This is a genomic window from Streptomyces olivaceus, from assembly GCF_000721235.1.
In the GTDB taxonomy this organism is placed as follows: Bacteria; Actinomycetota; Actinomycetes; order Streptomycetales; family Streptomycetaceae; genus Streptomyces; species Streptomyces olivaceus.
Map to the genome: position 1 here is coordinate 31,809 of NZ_JOFH01000035.1, position 15,487 is coordinate 47,295.

The 15,487-nt window shown below is 73.2% G+C and carries 11 protein-coding genes; 5 read left to right on the forward strand and 6 right to left on the reverse strand.

The features are described 5' to 3' along the window. Window positions 1-50: 50 nt before the first annotated feature. On the reverse strand, window positions 51-2,369 hold the full coding sequence (locus IG94_RS0131025; protein WP_052410939.1) for an ABC transporter ATP-binding protein/permease: 2,319 nt from the start codon (window positions 2,367-2,369) through the stop codon (window positions 51-53). Between the two features lie 165 nt (window positions 2,370-2,534). Next, window positions 2,535-2,828, reverse strand: coding sequence for a DUF5132 domain-containing protein (locus IG94_RS0131030; RefSeq protein ID WP_031044842.1), 294 nt, complete (start codon window positions 2,826-2,828; stop codon window positions 2,535-2,537). Between the two features lie 420 nt (window positions 2,829-3,248). Here IG94_RS0131030 and IG94_RS0131035 point away from each other — a divergent pair, with 420 nt between their 5' ends. Further along, window positions 3,249-4,589: a type I glutamate--ammonia ligase gene (locus tag IG94_RS0131035; RefSeq protein WP_031044844.1), complete on the forward strand. Its 1,341-nt coding sequence runs from the start codon at window positions 3,249-3,251 to the stop codon at window positions 4,587-4,589. Between the two features lie 55 nt (window positions 4,590-4,644). On the opposite strand, the gene IG94_RS0131040 is transcribed toward IG94_RS0131035, so the two are convergent. After that, the gene (locus IG94_RS0131040) at window positions 4,645-5,178 is read right to left on the reverse strand and encodes a GNAT family N-acetyltransferase (RefSeq protein WP_031044848.1); all 534 of its coding nucleotides are present in this window, start codon (window positions 5,176-5,178) and stop codon (window positions 4,645-4,647) included. Continuing rightward, complete coding sequence (locus IG94_RS0131045) at window positions 5,175-6,347, reverse strand: type III PLP-dependent enzyme (protein WP_031044850.1); 1,173 nt, start codon at window positions 6,345-6,347, stop codon at window positions 5,175-5,177. Before IG94_RS0131045 ends, IG94_RS0131040 begins: the two co-directional genes overlap by 4 nt. 445 nt (window positions 6,348-6,792) lie before the next feature. Between IG94_RS0131045 and IG94_RS0131050 the strand changes: the two genes are divergently transcribed. Continuing rightward, complete coding sequence (locus tag IG94_RS0131050; protein WP_031044853.1) at window positions 6,793-7,827, forward strand: 3-oxoacyl-ACP synthase III family protein; 1,035 nt, start codon at window positions 6,793-6,795, stop codon at window positions 7,825-7,827. A 44-nt stretch (window positions 7,828-7,871) separates the two neighbouring features. Here IG94_RS0131050 and IG94_RS0131055 read toward each other — a convergent pair whose 3' ends face one another. Beyond that, window positions 7,872-8,561 (reverse strand): GntR family transcriptional regulator, encoded by a 690-nt coding sequence (locus tag IG94_RS0131055; protein ID WP_031044855.1) that lies wholly within the window; start codon window positions 8,559-8,561, stop codon window positions 7,872-7,874. A gap of 91 nt (window positions 8,562-8,652) precedes the next feature. On the opposite strand from IG94_RS0131055, the gene IG94_RS0131060 reads away from it, so the two are divergent. The 3 genes from IG94_RS0131060 (at window position 8,653) to IG94_RS0131070 (ending at window position 14,533) form a co-directional block, all read left to right on the forward strand. Further along, the gene (locus IG94_RS0131060) at window positions 8,653-12,048 is read left to right on the forward strand and encodes a molybdopterin-dependent oxidoreductase (protein WP_263446421.1); all 3,396 of its coding nucleotides are present in this window, start codon (window positions 8,653-8,655) and stop codon (window positions 12,046-12,048) included. Between the two features lie 67 nt (window positions 12,049-12,115). Then, a complete protein-coding gene (gene lhpI, locus IG94_RS0131065) occupies window positions 12,116-13,075 on the forward strand; it encodes a bifunctional Delta(1)-pyrroline-2-carboxylate/Delta(1)-piperideine-2-carboxylate reductase (protein ID WP_031044859.1) in 960 nt (319 codons plus the stop codon). 6 nt (window positions 13,076-13,081) lie between these two features. Continuing rightward, on the forward strand, window positions 13,082-14,533 hold the full coding sequence (locus IG94_RS0131070) for a short-chain fatty acid transporter (RefSeq protein WP_031044861.1): 1,452 nt from the start codon (window positions 13,082-13,084) through the stop codon (window positions 14,531-14,533). 62 nt (window positions 14,534-14,595) lie between these two features. Here IG94_RS0131070 and IG94_RS0131075 read toward each other — a convergent pair whose 3' ends face one another. Continuing rightward, window positions 14,596-15,450 (reverse strand): polysaccharide lyase family 7 protein, encoded by an 855-nt coding sequence (locus IG94_RS0131075; RefSeq protein WP_248783093.1) that lies wholly within the window; start codon window positions 15,448-15,450, stop codon window positions 14,596-14,598. Window positions 15,451-15,487: the final 37 nt, after the last annotated feature.

The window sequence follows — 15,487 nt, forward strand, 5'->3', positions numbered from 1 at the left end:
CGCCGACCGCGGTGTGGTCACGCGGTCGGCCGGGTGGGCGGGGGTTGCGGTCAGGCGGCGGGTTCGCCGGCCTGGAGTTGCCAGAGGGACGCGTAGAGTCCGTGCCGCGCGAGGAGTTCGTCGTGGGTGCCCTGTTCGGCCACGATCCCGCCCTTGTCCATGACGTAGATCCGGTCGGCGTGGCGGACCGTGGAGAGGCGGTGGGCGATGATCAGCATGGTCCGGTCGGCCGAGAAGAGGCGGAGGGCGCGCTGGATGGCGGCCTCGGTCTCGTTGTCGACGGCGGACGTGGCCTCGTCGAGGATGACGACCGGCGCGTCCTTGAGGATGGCGCGGGCCAGCGCGATGCGCTGTCGCTGGCCGCCGGAGAGCGCGGCCCCGCGTTCGCCGATCACCGTCTCGTAGCCGTCCGGCAGCGCCGCGACGAAGGGGTGGGCCTCGGCCGTCATGGCCGCCTCGACCACGGCCTCGTCCGTGGCCCCGAAGCTGCCGTAGCGGATGTTGTCGGCGATGGTGCCGTCGAAGAGGAACGGGTCCTGGGCGACGAACCCGATCGCGTGGCGCAGGTCGTGCCGCGAGAGTTCACGCACGTCACGGCCGTCGAGCCGGACGCTTCCGAAGTCGGCGTCCTGGAAGCGCATCAGCAGCCTGGCGATCGTGGTCTTGCCGGAGCCGGTGGCGCCGACCAGGGCGGTGACCCGTCCGGCCGGGACGGTCATCGAGAGGTCCTCCAGGGCCGGCGGCCGGTCGGGGTAGGCGAAGGACACGTGGTCCAGGGCGATCTCCCCGCGCACCGCGCCGGCGTCGAGTGCGGTGCCGTCGCCGTCGGCCTCGGCCGGCAGGTCCCGCAGCCGCTGGACCCGGTCGTAGGAGGCGAGGGTGCGCTGGTACTGGTCGACGATGCCGCCGAGCCGGCTCATCCGCATCAGCAGCATCTGGGGCAGCCCGATCAGCGGGCTGAACACCTCGAAGGGCAGGGTGCCGTCGAGCACGGAGCGGCCGCCGATCAGCAGGGTGCCCGCCATCGACGCGGTGGTGCAGGCCCGGACGGTCTCGGCGTGGCGGGTCGTGCTGCGGTCGGTACGCCGGGTGCTCTCCTGGGCCGCCTCGCTCAACTCGTCGACGCGCTCGGCCTCGTGGTCCTCGGTGCAGAAGCTCTTGACGGTGGCGCCGGCGTCCAGCGAGTTGATCACCTGGCTGCCCAGTCGGGCCCGCCGTTCGCCGGTGGCGGCGTAGTCGGCCGCGGCCTTGTCCTGGTGGCGCAGCGACAGCCAGGCGACGACCGGGATCGGCAGGAAGGCGATCCAGGCGATCTGGGGTGCCAGCAGCAGGAACGCCGGTACCAGGAGGGCCAGGCTGGTGCCCAGTTGCAGTACGTCGTTGGCCGGTCCGGCGAAGAAGGCGCCCAGTTGGCCGACGTCGTCGGTGAGCGCGCTCGCGACCCGGGTGGTCCGCTCGCCCTCCAGCTGCCCCAGTTCGAGGTGCTGCACGTGGCGGTAGGTACGGCTGCGCCAGTCGTGCTCGATGTCCTGGCCGAGCCGGCGCCACTGGAGGTTCGAGGCGTACGACAGTCCCGCGACGGCGGCACACGCGGCGGCCACCAGCCCGGCCAGGCCCAGGAGTTGGGCGGACGCGGTGGTCAGTCCGAGGTGGACGAGCGGAGCCGCCTGCCCCTTGATGAGGACGAGTCCGGTCCAGCCGAGGAAGGTGCCGAGCGCCATCTCCGAGACCTGGCAGGCGACGGACAGGGCGGCGGCACGGGCCAGGCGGCGCCGGTGCGGTCCGACGATCTCCAGCAGGGGGTGGCGTTCGGCGCCGGTCCCGGCCGCGTCCTGGGCGGCGTCGACGGTTCGGCGCCATGCCTTGTGGAGGACGGCCGCGGTCGCGGCGGTCACGCCGCCCAGCGCCACCAACTGCTTGGTCAGCACCGAGCCCTTGAGCAGCGCGGTCCCGGCCGCGACTCCACCGCCGACCGCGAGCACCGGCCGCAGGACCAGGCCGCGGTCCGCCCGCGGGGCCGCCGCGTCGGCGGACCGGCCCGACGCGTCTTCGGACCGGGCCGGTGCCGGGCGCTCCGCTCCGGCCGGAGCACCCGCGACCAGGGCGACGGCCCTGCGGACGATCCGCCCGACGTCCGCGGCACGCACCCGGGCGTCGTGCCGGACGAGGACCCCGCCGGTGACGGGGTTGGCCCGGGCCTCGGTGATCCCGGGGATGCGCCGGAGCGCGGCGGCGAGGACCTCGGCCGCCCGTGGCCTGCCGAGCACCGGGCCGACGTCCCAGCGCTGGCGGCCGGGAATGACCGAGCGCGGACGCGCGTCCGGTACCGGGTAACGGGGTCCGGGTGCGGCGCCCGTGAGCGATGACATGCGTACGATCACCTGTTTTGCGGAGGTCGGGGTGGTGCGTCGACGGACTCGTCGTGACGGGGCGCGTGGCGGACTGCCGCACCCGGGCGCGTGGCGCACTGCCGCACCGGGGCGGGTCGGCGGGAGGACACGCCCGAGTGGCGGGCCGGGCCGCGCGTCAGGGCCTCATTGCCCCTTCGCGGCGGAGGTCGTCGCCCGGATCTTCGGGCTCCTGCTCTCGCTCCCGGCCTCGGCGGGCAGGGGGCTCTCGGCGGAGGCGAGCTGGGTCGCCATCACGTCGGCCGCGACCTCGGCCGCCAGGTCGTTGAGGTTCTCTCCGGCTTCGTGAGCCGCCTTCTTCACGTCCATGACGACACCTACGGAGGTCGTGATGACGCCTCGCACCAGCGGCTTCAGGAACCGCTTGGCCAGGGGCACGGCGACGAGACCGATGAGAAACGGCGGAACGACAGGGGGCATGATGCTCCAACTTCACGGAGAGGTTCGGTGAATGTACGAATGAGGACGTTCATGGCCGAGGGTTCAATGCACGGCCAATTGCGGAAAACACACAGTGGGTAAGGCGAGATTGGCTGCGTCCGGGACAGTCGCGAATTCCGTGCCGGACGGCCTGCTGGGCTGGATTCCTTACCGGCGGGTGGTGAACCCGTTTGCTTCTTGGATCACCGTAGTCCAGTCATGTCTGATGAGGCCAAACGGTCCCGCCGGGTTTCACTCGTGCGATTGCTGTTCCTCTGTTCCCGGGAGCGTCGCCGACGTCAAAAGCATCGGCGGTGTTCCGAACCGCACCCGTCGCATCCGGAAGCCGACCGGCACGGACGGGTGAACTCCGCGCCGGTCACTGGCGCACCGGCTGCCGCCGACCCGAGCATGACCGGCATGGCCATCACGTACCCCCGAGCCGAGCGGGCCGCTCAGGCCCGGTCAGCAGCAACCGGGCTAGCCGCCGACGGAATCGACGCCGTGCTCTTCGGCTGGGTCGACAACGCCGGGCTCACCCGGGTCAAGTCCGTCCCCCTCCCCCAGCTGGAGCACGCCGCCGAGTACGGCGTCGGCGCCGCGCCCTGCTTCGACCTCTCTTTGGTGGACGACTCCTTCGCGGTCGCGCCCTCGGGCACCGGTCCGGTGGGCGACCTGCGGCTCGTCCCCGACCTCGACCGGCTCGTTCCGCTCGCCGCGCAGCCCGGCTGGGCCTGGGCGCCGGCCGACCGCTGGACCCAGGACGGCACCCCGCATCCCGGCTGCCAGCGCGGCTTCGCCCGCCGGGCCGCCGAGGCGGTCGAGCGGCGCGGGCTCTCGGTGCGGGCGGGGATCGAGGTCGAGTGGGTGGTCGCCGACGCCGCGGGGACGCCCGCGACGCACGCGCCGGCGTACGGGATGACCCGCGTCGTCGAGCACTCCGACTACTTGCGGGAGGTGCTGCGCGCCCTCACCGCCCAGGGGCTGGAGGTGCTCCAGCTGCATCCGGAGTACGCCGCCGGGCAGTTCGAGGTGTCGGTCGCCGCCGAGGGACCGGTCGAGGCGGCCGACACCACGATGCTGGTGCGCCACACCGTCCGGGCCGTCTCCGCCCGCCACGGCCTGCGGGTCTCGTACGCGCCCGTCTTCACCGAAGGCTCGCTCGGCAACGGCAGCCACCTGCACCTCAGCCTCTGGCGGGACGGCCGGAACCTGGCCCACGGCGGCCCCGGCCGCCACGGACTGCACCCGGACGCCGAGCAGTTCCTCGCGGGCGCGCTGGCCGAACTGCCCGCCCTGCTCGCCCTCGGCGCGCCGGGCGTCGCCTCCTACCTGCGCCTTGTCCCCTCGCACTTCGCCGGGGCCTACCGCTGCTGGGGCCTGGAGAACCGGGAGGCGGCACTGCGCCTGATCACCGGTTCCGCCGCCGGACAGGCCAATGCCGAGTTCAAGTGCTTCGACGCCGCCGCCAACCCGTACCTCATGATCGGCGGCGTGCTGGCCACCGGGCTCGCCGGGCTGGACGCCGGCCTGCTTCTTCCGCCCGAGACGCCGGGCGACCCCGCGGTCACGGGCTCCGCCGAGCGCCTCCCGGCGAGCCTGCCGGAGGCGATCGCCGCGTACGAGAAGTCCGCCCTGCTGCGGCAGGCGCTGGGCGGCGAGTTGTACGAGGCCGTGCTGGCGGTCCGGCAGGCGGAGGCGGAGCTGTTCGCGGGGCGCGCGGACGCGGACGTCGTCGAGGCGGTCCGCTGGCGGTACTGACGGGCACCGGGCGCCTCCGGCCGGCGGTCTCGAACGACTGCCGGAGGCGGCGTCCTCAGTCCAGCACCGGGCCGTTCACGGCGGGGCCCAACGGCTTCACCATGTAGACGGCTTCGGTGCCGTAGCTCGCGGGCAGCCCGACCTCGGGGCGGATGCGGTAGCCCAGTGGGGACCACAGCGGCTCGGAGCCGTGGACGGCGACCAGCGAGAGGGACAGGTAGCGGGCCGCCCGGCCGGTCTCCTCCAGGTGCCGCAGCATCCGGGGGCCCATGCCCCGGCCGCGGGCGTGCTCCGCGACGACCAGATCGTGGGCGTGCAGGTTGGTTCCCGGACCGCTCCGCCCGGCCGAATCCCCCTCTGCCAGGCGCAGGTCCGGGCAGTGGAGCAGCGGGTACGGCAGGGCGAGCAGGTAACCGGCGAAGCCGCCCGCGTGCTCCAGTACGAAGCAGGTCGAGGGTGAGGCACGGTGCCGGGAGCGCAGCACCTCGCGCCCCTCGGACAGGCCGCTCGCGGCGTAGGCGCGTTCCTCCAGCGCGGCCACGTCGTCCCAGTCTGCTTCCCGGAGCAGCCGGATCCGGGTGCCGGTCACGCCTCCGCTCCGTCCGGGGAGCCGCCGCCGACGCACGTGTACGGCAGCGGCGCGAAGCCGTTGAAGCCGCGGGTGGTGTAGGAGGTGGCGTACGCGCCGCAGGAGTGGATCCACACCGGATCGCCGGAGGCGATGTCGCGCGGGACCCGTACCCGGCCGCCCTCGCGGGCGTACGCGTCGTCGCTGTCGCAGGTCGGGCCGGCCACCACGGCGTCGACGCACTCCGCGCCGGAGTGGGTGGGGAACGCCAGGCGGTACTGCAACTGGTCGATCTCGTAGAGGCCGTTGAACTTGCCGCAGCTCAGGTAGAGCCAGTCCTCACGGGTGCCGTCGAGCCGGTGCCGGGAGGTGAGCCGCGCCGCGTGGGCGCGGATCGCGCCGTGGTCGGCGACCAGGTGACGGCCGGGTTCGACCAGGAAGGTGAGCGGGGCGGTGTCGAGGGCGCGCAGCCGTTCCACGCCCTCGCGGATCGCAGTGAACATCTTGTCCAGCGGCGGTACCAGCGGCCGGCCGTGCCGGTCGAGGACGCCGAGGGCGGGCAGTCCGCCGCCGAGGTTGATCCGGTCCGGCGTGATGCCGCGCCGGCCGAGCGCCTCCAGGACGGCGGCCAGCGAGTCGATGGCGGCGACCCACGCTTCGGCGGTCATCTGCTGGGAGCCCACGTGCAGGGACAGACCGGCGGGCACGAGACCGGCGCCGCGGGCGGCACCGAGTACCCGCGGCACGTCCTCGGGCGAGCAGCCGAACTTGCGGCCGAGGCCCCACAGCGCGCCTTCGCCGGTGGTCGCGATCCGGCAGAACACCCGCGATCCTGGGGCGTGTTCGGCGATCGCCGCGACGTCCTCCGGCGAGTCGGTGGCGAAGTCCCGCACACCCAGCCGGTAGGCCTCGGCGATGTTGCGGTCGGACTTGACGGTGTTGCCGTAGTGGACGAGCCCGGGGGCCACGCCGGTGCGCAGCGCCTGGGCGACCTCCTGGGGGCTCGCGGCGTCGAAGCCGGAGCCGAGCCGGGCGAGGTGGCCGAGCACCTCGTCCACCGGGCAGGACTTCATTGCGAACCGGACGGCGACGCGGGGCAGTTCGGCGCAGAGAGCGGTGTACTGGCGCCCGATGCCGTCCAGGTCGTAGACGATGGTGTCCTCGACGGCGGCGTCGAGCGCGGCGCGCAGGGCGGGCCGGCCGTGCCGGCCCGGGAGGGGGCGCCGAGGGCGTCCGAGGGAGCCGGTGCGGCCGGGGTGCTGCGGGCGGCTCTGCTGTGTTCGGCTGCCCGGCGCGGTCCGGCGATCTGGTGCGGTTCGGTGCTCTGAGGCCTCACGTGTGAACTTTCGGTACGACGTGGATGGTGGGCGCCAAGAATCTGCCGGCACAGTCCACACCACAAAGGCCATCACAAACAATGCGAGGTCAAGCAGTTGTGCATTTCACCACGCTCACGGATTACCGCGTTTCTTCTCCGCCTGGTCTTCGATGGTTCGATGGCAAGATGCGACGGCGTCGCAGATGGATGGAATAGATGGACCGGGCGGGCCGAAGAATGCGCGTACCGGTGGGGAAAGGAACAGAAATGGCATTCCTTCGAGACGAACCGATCAAGCCTGAGCGGAGCACCCTGGCATGACCGTCGCCGAGGAGCAGACTCTGTTCCACCAGACCGGTGCCGGCCTGCCCGTGCCGTTCGCCGTCGCCGGTACCGGGCTGCACCTGCCGCCGACGGTCGTCACCAATGAGCAGCTCACCCGTACCCTGGACACCAGCGACGCGTGGATCACCAGCCGCACCGGCATCCGCGAACGCCGCCGTCTGGAGCCGCACTTGGCGACCTCCGACATGTGCGTCGCCGCCGCCGGCCCGGCCCTGGACTCCGCGGGTGTCGCGCCCGCCGGGCTGGACGCGGTCGTCGTGGCCACCTACACCGGGGACCAGCCGCTCCCGTCGACCGCGCTGATCGTCAAGGACGCCCTCGGCGCCCACTCCGCTCTCGCCCTGGACGTCACCCAGGCCGCCTGCGCCTCCGGCATCCAGGCCATGCTGATCGCCGCCCACCTCCTGCAGAACCCCTCCCTCACGACCGTCCTGCTCCTCGCGGCCGACTGCGCCTCCCGGGTCACCGATCCCACCGACCGCACCACCGGCGTCTTCTTCGGGGACGCCGCGGCAGCCGTCGTCCTCACCCGGACCGACACCCCTTCAGCCGGCCTGCTCTCCTACGACGTTGGCTCACAGCTGTCCTACGGCGTCCAGATCCCGGCCGGGGGCTCCCGCCTGCCGACCACCGCCGACACCGCCGCCGCCGGCGACCACTACCTGCGCATGGACGGCCGCGCCGTGTGGAACGCCGCGACCACGCGCCTGCCCGAGAGCATCGCCAACGCCGCCCGCCGCGCGGGCCTGCCGGTGGACCGGGTACGGCACTTCTTCCTGCACCAGGCCAACCTGAACATCCTCACCGAGACCATGACCGTCCTGGGCGTCCCCCGCGAGCGGGCCCCCGTCACCGTCGACCGGCTGGGCAACACCGGGTCGGCGGGCCTGTTCACCGCGCTCCACTCCACCCTCGCCGAAGGCGCCCTGCTCCCGGGAGACACCTACGTGCTGGCCGGAATCGGCGCCGGCTTCCAGTGGGGATCGCTGTGCCTGCGGCACGCTTGACCGGCTGACGCGCGCCCTGGCGCCCCGGGTCTCCTGAGCCCTCGTCAGTGCTGCGCCCCCGGCGATGCGTCGCCGTCCGCGTCGGCCCAGTCGGAGCGGGTGTGCCGGAGGTGGTGGCGGACGGCCGCTTCCAGGCGTGCGGTGTCGCCCGCGGCCGCGGCGTCCAGCATGGCGTGGTGTTCGCGGGCCGAGGCGTCCAGCATGCCGTGCCGGGCCAGGGCGTCCAGGCCGTACAGGCGGGTCTGGTCGCGCAGGGAGAGGACCGTGTCGACCAGCCGCCGGTTGCCGCACAGCCGCAGCAGACCGGCGTGGAAGCGGCGGTCGGCGTCCAGGAACGCCACGACGTCGCCCGCGCCGGCCGCCGCCTCGATCTCGTCGGCCACCGTGCGCAGTGCGGCCAGGTCCTCCGGTGTGGCCCGCTCCGCCGCCCACAGGGTGCCGGGCACTTCGAGGAGCAGGCGCATCGCGAAGACCTCGTCCAGGTCGTGCTCGCTCATCGGCACCGCGCGGTAGCCGCGGTTGCGGACCGGCTCCATGAGGCCCTCGTTGACCAGCGTGAGCATGGCCTCCCGCACGGGACTGCTGGAGACGCCGAGCCTGGCCGCGAGGGCCGAGGCGGAGTAGATGTCCCCGGGCCGGATCTCGCCCGAGACCAGTGACTGGCGGACCAGGTCGAGCACCTGGTCGCGCAGGCTGGTGCGCTTGAGGCCACCGGCTGACAGGTTCTGCGCCATCGGTGCTCCGCCCTGCCTTCTCTTGACTTCGACTCCGGATGCCTGCATCTTAGCGGCCTACCGGCAACCGGTAGCCGGTAACCGACTACTGATGAGTAACAAAGGTGGAGAGGCCATGGTGGAGAAGCAGGGGTACTGCACTCTGTGCCGCTCCCGGTGCGGTGCCGTCTACACCGTCGAGGGCGGGGCGCTCACCGGGGTGCGGCCCGACCCCGGCCATCCCACCGGGGCCGCCCTGTGTCCCAAGGGGCGGGCCGCGCCCGAGATCGTGCACAGCCCCGACCGGCTGACCCGGCCGCTGCGGCGCACCACCCCGAAGTCCGACCCGGACCCCGAGTGGGAGCCCATCGGCTGGGACGAGGCGCTCGACGAGATCGCCGAACGGCTCGGCCGGACCAAGGCCCGGCACGGCGCCGAGGCGGTGGCGTTCGCGGTGACCTCGCCCAGCGGGACCGCGCTGTCGGACTCCATCGACTGGATCGAGCGGTTCGTCCGGCTCTTCGGCAGCCCCAACATCTGCTACTCCACCGAGGTCTGCAACTGGCACAAGGACTGGGCGCACGCCTTCACCTTCGGCTGCGCCCTGCCGACCGCCGACTTCGCCGCCACCGACCTCGCCGTGCTGTGGGGCCACAACCCGGCCAAGACCTGGCTCGCCCAGTCCGCCGCGCTCGCCGACGCCCGTGCCCGGGGCGCGCGGGTGGCCGTCGTCGACCCGCGCCGGTCCACCAGCGCCCGGGACGCCGACCACTGGCTGCGGGTGCGGCCCGGCTCCGACGCGGCCCTCGCCCTGGGCACCGCCCGGCTGCTGCTGGAGCGCGGGGCGTACGACGACGCCTTCGTGCGCGCCTGGACCAACGCCCCGCTGCTGGTGCGCCGCGACACCGGCCGCTTCCTGCGCGCGGAGGAGGTCGACCCCGCGCTCACGGGCCATGTCGTCCAGGACGTCGTCACCGGGTCCCGGCGGCCCTACGACACCCGGTTCCCGGCGCACCGGCCGGAGGACTTCGCCCTGGACGGCACGTACAGGGTGGCCACCGTGGACGACGGTCCCGTCGACTGTGTGCCCGCCTTCCGGCTGTACCGGGACGCCTGCGCCCCCTGGACTCCGGAGGCCACCGCCCGCGCCACCGGTGTCACCGCCGCCGAACTGGCCGCGTTCGCGGACGCCCTGGCCTCGGCGCGCTCCGTCTCCTACCACGCCTGGACCGGCGTCGGGCAGCACGCGAACGCGACCCAGACCGAGCGCGCCGTCGCCACCCTGTACGCGCTGACCGGCAGCTTCGACGCGCCCGGCGGCAACGTGGTCTGGCCCCGGCAGCCCCTCGCGCCGGTCACCTCCGTCGGCCAACTCGCCCCGGGGCAGCGGGCGAAGGCCCTCGGCCTCGCCGAGCACCCGGTCGGCCCGCCGGCCCAGGGCTGGGTCAGCGGCCGCGACCTGTGCCGCGCCGTCCTCGACGGCGAGCCCTACCCCGTACGGGCCCTGGTCGGCTTCGGCAGCAACCTGGTGCTCTCCCAGCCCGACCCGGCGCGCACCGCCGAGGCCCTGCGCGCGCTCGACTTCTACGTCCACCTGGACCTGTTCCCCAACCCCACCTCGCAGTTCGCCGACATCCTGCTGCCGGTCAACAGCCCCTGGGAGCACGAGGCGTTGAGGGCGGGCTTCGAGATCGGGCTGCGCGCCCAGGAGCAGGTGCAGCTGCGGCAGCGCATGGTGGAGCCGGTGGGCGAGTCGCGCTCGGACACGGAGGTCGTCTTCGACCTGGCGCGGCGGCTGGGCATGGGCGCCGACTTCTTCGACGGCGACGTCGTCGCCGGCTGGAACCACCAACTGGCCCCGGTCGGGCTGACGGTCGAGGAGCTGCGCGGCCACCCGGGCGGGGTCCGGCTGCCCCTCGCGCACACCTACCGCAAGTACGCGCGGACCGACGAGGACGGGTACGTCACCGGGTTCGGGACGCCGACCCGCCGCGTCGAGCTGTACTCGGAGCAGCTGGCAGCGCACGGCTACTCCCCGGTGCCCGAGCACACCGACCCGCACCGCGCCCCGGACGCCCGCTTCCCGCTGCGGCTGACCTGCGCCAAGAACGGCTACTTCTGTCACAGCCAGCATCGGGGGCTGACCTCCCTGCGCCGGCGCAGCCCGGATCCGACCGTGGACGTCAGCGCCGGACTGGCCCGCCTGCGCGGTGTCGAGGACGGGCAGTGGGTGGAGCTGTCGACCCGCTCGGGCGCCGTCCGGATGCGGGCGCGGATCGATCCCGACCTGCACGAGGACGTCGTCGTCGCCGAGTACGGGTGGTGGCAGGACGCGCCCGCTCTCGGACTGCCCGGCCACGACCCGTTCGGCGAGGGCGGCAGCAACTACAACCTGCTCGTCGACGACGAGATCCGGGACCCGGTCAGCGGCTCCGTCCCCATGCGCTCCGGCGCCTGCGACGTGCGGGCGCTGCCCTTGGCGCACTGGAGGGACAGCAAGGAGTTCGTCGTGACCGGTGCCCGCCCCGAGGGCGCCGACGTCGTCGCGCTGACCCTGGAGCCCGCCGACGGCTCCGCGCCCGGCGACTTCCGTCCCGGCCAGCACGTGGGGGTCTCCTTCACCGGTCCCGGGGCGAGGGGGACGGACCCGGCCCGCTCCTACTCCCTGACCGGACCGGCCCGGGACACCGCCCGCACCGGCTACGGCATCGCCGTGCGCCGAGTGCCGGGCGGCGAGGTGTCGGGCCTCGCCCACGCCGCGGCCCCGGGCAGCCGGGCCTGGCTCACCGCGCCGTCCGGTCCCTTCGTGATACCGACCGACACCGGGCTGCCCGTCGTGCTCCTCGCGGCCGGTGTCGGGATCACGCCGTTCCTGGGTTATCTGGAAACGCTGGCGCACACCGGGGGCAGTGTCCCGGAGGTCGTGCTGCACCACGGCAGCCGGGACGCCGCCTCGCACGCGTTCGCCGACCGGGTCGCCGTACTGCGCCGGCGGCTGCCGCGGCTGCGGGTGCACACGCACTACAGCAGGGGCGGCCCCGCCGACCGTCCCACCCACCGCGGGCGGGTCGGTGCCGAGCACGTCGACGCCGGGCTGATCGCCCGCCGCGCCCGCTTCTACCTCTGCGGCCCCGAGGAGATGCTCGCCGACGTCACCGCCGGGCTCGTCGCCCGGGGCGTGCCCCGCTTCGACATCTTCGCCGAGAAGTTCCACGCCGCCGCCCGGGCGGTGGCCGTCCCCGAGGACGCCCGCGCCACCGTCGAGCTGAGACGCAGCGGCACCCGTCTGACCTGGACCCGCGCCGACGGCACCCTGCTCCAGCTCGCCGAGCGCGAAGGCGTGCGGCTGCCCAGCGGCTGCCGGCTCGGCCAGTGCGAGAGCTGTGCCGTCACCGTTCTCGGCGGGCAGGTCACCCATCTCGTCGACCCGCCCGAGGACCTGCCCGACGACCAGTGCCTGACCTGCCAGGCGCTGCCGGTCTCCACCGACGTCGTCCTGGACGCCTGACCCGTACCCGACCGAACGACCACTGCCCGCCGACCGCCCGCCTTCACGCCACCACCGAAAGACCCCCATGCTGCACATCGACGCCGAACAGACCGTCGCCGCCCTCCCCTTCGACCGGCTCGTCCCCGCGCTGCGGGACGGGTTCGTCCGGGGCGCGCACAGCCCCGACCGCCACCACCACGCCGTCGACGGGGGCGGCGACGCCACGCTGCTGCTGATGCCGGCCTGGTCCGAGGGCGGCTTCCTCGGCGTGAAACTGGTCAACGTCTTCCCCCGCAACGCCGCCCTCGGCCGGCCCGCGCTGTCCTCCGCGTACGTCCTGGCCAGCGCCGTCACCGGGGAGCACCTGGCGGTCATCGACGGCGACGAGCTGACGCGGCGGCGCACCATGGCCACGTCCGCGCTCGCCGCCACGTATCTCGCCCGCCCGGACAGCGGAGTGCTGCTGGTGGTCGGTGCCGGGCACGTCGCGAGCCGCACCGCCGACGCGTACCGCAGTGTCCTCGGCATCCACACCGTCCTCGTGCACAGCCGGTCCGGCGACAGCGCGCGACGGCTCGCCGACCGGCTGAGCGGGCAGGGCCTCGACGCCCGGGCCGTCATCGACCTGCCCGCGGCGGTCGCCGAGGCCGACGTCGTCAGCTGCGCCACCCTCGCCACCGAACCGGTGGTCCGGGGCGAGTGGCTGCGGCCCGGCACCCACCTCGATCTGGTCGGCAGCTTCCGCCCCACCATGCGGGAGTCCGACGACCAGTGCGTGCGCCGCGGTTCGGTGTTCATCGACACCCCGCAGGCCGTGCGCGAGTCCGGTGATCTGACCCAGCCCCTGGAGAGCGGCGTCCTCACCCCGGACGACATCCGCGGCACCCTGTCCGGTCTCTGCGGGGGAACGGTGCCCGGCCGTCGCTCCCCCGAGGAGATCACCGTCTTCAAGTCCGTGGGCAGCGCGCTCGCCGACCTCACCGCAGCAGCGGCGGTCTACCAGGCGTGCGGTCCCTCGTCCGAGAGCACCATGTCCCAGGAGTGAGCCCCGATGACCCAGCAGCACGTCCCCCCTGCTGAGCCGCAGCGCCAGACCGTCACCGACAACGTCTTCGCGCGGGCCGCCGCCCGGAGCGCCGCCTTCTCCGAGCGCTGGTTCCCGACCGCGCTCGTCTTCGCCCTGCTCGCCGTCGCCGTCGTGGCCGTCGCCGCGCTGTCCATCGGTTCGTCGCCCGCGAAGGTCACGGGCGTCTTCGGCGACGGGTTCTGGGACCTGATCCCGTTCACCATGCAGATGGCGATGGTGGCGATCGGCGGCTACGTCGTCGCCACCGCCCGCCCCGTGCAACGGGTCATCGTCCGCCTCGCGGCGATACCCGCCACCAACCGCACCGCCGTCGCCATGGTGGCCACCGTCAGCCTCACCTCGGCGCTGCTCAACTGGGGTTTCAGCCTCATCTTCAGCGGTCTGCTGGTACGCCGGCTCGCGGAGCGGGAGGACCTGCGCGTCGACTACCGCGCGGCGTCCGCGGCCGCCTACCTGGGCCTGGGCGGCAGCTGGGCGCTCGGACTCAGTTCCTCCGCCGCCCAGTTGCAGGCCAACCCCGAGAGCCTGACCGACTCGCTCCTCGACATCACCGGCGTCATCCCCTTCAGCCAGACCATCTTCACCTGGCAGTCCCTCACCCTGGCCGCCGCGGTGATCGTCACGTGCATCGCGGTCGCCTACGTCACCGCGCCGCGCGGCGAGAGCGTGCGCACCGCCGCCGACCTGGGCATCGACCCGTCCGACCCGGTGGAGGAGGACCGGCCGCGCACCCGGCCCGGGGAGTGGCTGGAGTACAGCCCGCTGCTCACCTTCGTCGTCGTGGCGCTCGTCGGCGGCTGGGCCGTGCAGGAGTTCACGTCGCAGAACCCCATCGTGGCGATCTCCGCCCTCAACACCTACAACCTGCTGGTGCTGACGCTGGGCATGCTGCTGCACTGGCGTCCGCGCCGGTTCGTCGCCGCGGTGGCGAAGGCCGTGCCGGCCACCGGGGGCGTGCTGATCCAGTTCCCGTTCTACGCCGGTATCGCGGCCATCATGACGGAGGCCACCAACAGCTCGGGCGACAGCCTGTCGCACTACCTCGCCTCGATGTTCACCGGCACGGGCTCCGCGGGCCTGTTCCCGGTCACGATGGGCGTCTACTCCGTCGTCCTCGGCTTCCTCATCCCGTCCGGCGGCGGCAAGTGGGTCATCGAGGCGCCGTACGTGATGCAGGCGGCCAACGACCTCCACGTCAACCTCGGTTGGACGGTGCAGATCTACAACGCCGCCGAGGCGCTGCCCAACCTGGTCAACCCCTTCTGGATGCTGCCGCTGCTCGGCGTGCTGAAGCTGAAGGCGCGCGACATCATCGGCTACACCTTCCTCTACCTGGTGGCGCTGCTGCCGGTGGTGCTCGGTCTCCTCACCCTGCTGTCGCTGACGCTCCCCTACACGCCGCCCGTCCAGCCCTGATCCGGGTACGAGGGCCGGCGGCGGGACCGACGCCCGCCGCCGGCCCTCGTACCCGGCGAGTCCTACCCGGCGCCGCTGCCGTCGTCTCCGCCGCCGCCGTCGCTGTGCGTGACGTCCAGTCCGTAGATCTTGACCTGGCCGTAGTTGTCGCCGTCGCACGGGTCCGAGTTGCCGCAGTTGGCCTGCGTGTACGCGCCCGCCTTGAAGTAGGCGCCGGAGAACTTCCTCGACAGCGTGGTCTGCAACTCGCCGTTGTAGTAGGCCTTGACCTTGCCGTCGCCGACCACGAACTTCGCCCGGAACCTGGTGCCCGGCTCGTAGTCGTCCACCACCAGCTTGTGCTTCTCGTCGCCGTCGGTGACGTAGAGCTTGCGGCCTTCCAGGCGGAAGACGCTGACGTCGTCGGAGGCGTCGTGGATCTGGCCGGCGACGACGTCGGGGGTCTTCTCGGGGACGTCCGTGACGGCCTGGTCGACCACCATCGTGTGGGTGCCGGAGGTGGACGACCAACTCGCCTTGGTCTTCCCCGAGTCCGTCATCTCCCGCAGCTCCGAGCGCGGGTACTCGGAGCCGCTGGTGGTGACGCCGTCGACCGGCGCCCGGAACCGGACGGCCTCGCAGTCGTCGGCCGTGGTGAACCACGGGTCGTTCGCGTAGGTGGCGAGGTCCGGCTGGTAGACGTTGGTCGGGGACTCCTCGTCACCCACCGGCAGTCCGATGTACCAGTCGGTCAGGTCCAGTACGTCGGCCGGGTAGGCGCAGGAACCGCCGCCGCCGGCTTTCCGGTTCAGGTCCGTGGTCCGCGACGACCCGTCGTCGGACAGCCGGCCGTCGAAGGCGCTCTTCCTCTCGTCCCCCTGGTGCCGGGCGACCGGCTGGATGGCAACCGGGACTCCGACGGCGACCGCACCCGCCAACAGCGCATGAAGCACGCGTCTCACAGGGCCTCGCTTC

Coding starts and splice junctions, on each gene's coding strand:
- IG94_RS0131030 (WP_031044842.1), bottom strand. CDS start 2,828: ATGCCCCCTGTCGTTCCGCCGTTTCTCATCGGTCTCGTCGCCGTGCCC.
- IG94_RS0131035 (WP_031044844.1), top strand. CDS start 3,249: ATGGCCATCACGTACCCCCGAGCCGAGCGGGCCGCTCAGGCCCGGTCA.
- lhpI (WP_031044859.1), top strand. CDS start 12,116: ATGCTGCACATCGACGCCGAACAGACCGTCGCCGCCCTCCCCTTCGAC.
- IG94_RS0131050 (WP_031044853.1), top strand. CDS start 6,793: ATGACCGTCGCCGAGGAGCAGACTCTGTTCCACCAGACCGGTGCCGGC.
- IG94_RS0131070 (WP_031044861.1), top strand. CDS start 13,082: ATGACCCAGCAGCACGTCCCCCCTGCTGAGCCGCAGCGCCAGACCGTC.
- IG94_RS0131060 (WP_263446421.1), top strand. CDS start 8,653: ATGAGTAACAAAGGTGGAGAGGCCATGGTGGAGAAGCAGGGGTACTGC.
- IG94_RS0131025 (WP_052410939.1), bottom strand. CDS start 2,369: ATGTCATCGCTCACGGGCGCCGCACCCGGACCCCGTTACCCGGTACCG.
- IG94_RS0131055 (WP_031044855.1), bottom strand. CDS start 8,561: ATGGCGCAGAACCTGTCAGCCGGTGGCCTCAAGCGCACCAGCCTGCGC.